This window comes from Vibrio sp. Vb1554 (assembly GCF_033344235.1).
On record NZ_JAWPOJ010000427.1, the window covers coordinates 1 to 1,067 of the forward strand.

The window sequence follows — 1,067 nt, forward strand, 5'->3', positions numbered from 1 at the left end:
TTTACAAGGTTATGATGAAGCCGTGGTATTGGACGTGACCGCGAGCAAAGAGTTGGCGCAACGTTATGTTGATATCGCTCAGCAAGGCATTCATTTAATTTCTGCTAACAAAGTTGCAGGCTCTGCCGACAGTCAGTACTACCATCAAGTGCAAGATGCATTCGCGAAAATCGGTCGTTACTGGCTCTACAACGCGACGGTTGGGGCTGGGTTACCTATCAACCATACCGTGCGAGATCTGCGTGAAAGTGGTGACGAGATTGTGGCGCTATCCGGAATCTTCTCGGGAACACTTTCTTGGCTGTTCCAGCAGTTTGATGGCTCGGTGCCGTTTAATGAGTTGGTCGATTTAGCGTGGCAACAAGGATTAACAGAACCGGATCCGCGTGCTGATTTAGATGGTTCGGATGTCATGCGTAAACTGGTTATCTTAGCGCGTGAGTCTGGTCTGGATATTGAACCGGATAGCGTAAAAGTGGAATCACTGGTGCCTGAAGAGCTGCGCTCTCTGAGTTTGGATGAGTTCTTTGATAATGGCGCACTGCTCAGTGAGATTCTTCAAGAGCGTCTAACCAAAGCACAAAGAGATGAGCAGGTGCTTCGATATGTGGCGCGCTTAGAGAAAAATGGCAAAGCGACGGTGGGCGTAGAAGCATTACCGCGCGAACATGCGCTGGCTAACTTGCTGCCATGCGACAACATTTTTGCGATTGAAAGTAAATGGTACAAGGACAACCCTTTGGTGATTCGTGGCCCTGGTGCAGGACGCGAGGTGACCGCTGGTGCAATCCAATCGGATCTCAACCGCTTAGCTGGATTATTCTAAACTTTGCGAGATACCTAAAAACCCTGGAATTCATCCGGGGTTTTTTATTCCTTCCTCAGTGCCATACTTAAAATAAGATTCGCCATTTTCAAACGTTGTTATGAGTAAATAGCAGATGCGAATTAACTTGAACTATCCTCATTATTAACGTGAGAAAAATTCATAATCACAAGGTTGACATTAAATCACATTCAATACATTCTGTAGACATATAGACGTCTAAACGTCGATTCAAGGATTT

General features: G+C 45.9%; 1 pseudogene. It reads left to right on the plus strand.

Annotated features, from left to right (window positions below):
• Positions 1-826, plus strand: a pseudogene (gene metL, locus R8N28_RS26805) (bifunctional aspartate kinase/homoserine dehydrogenase II); the annotation flags it as partial.
• Between the last annotated feature and the right edge of the window lie 241 nt (positions 827-1,067).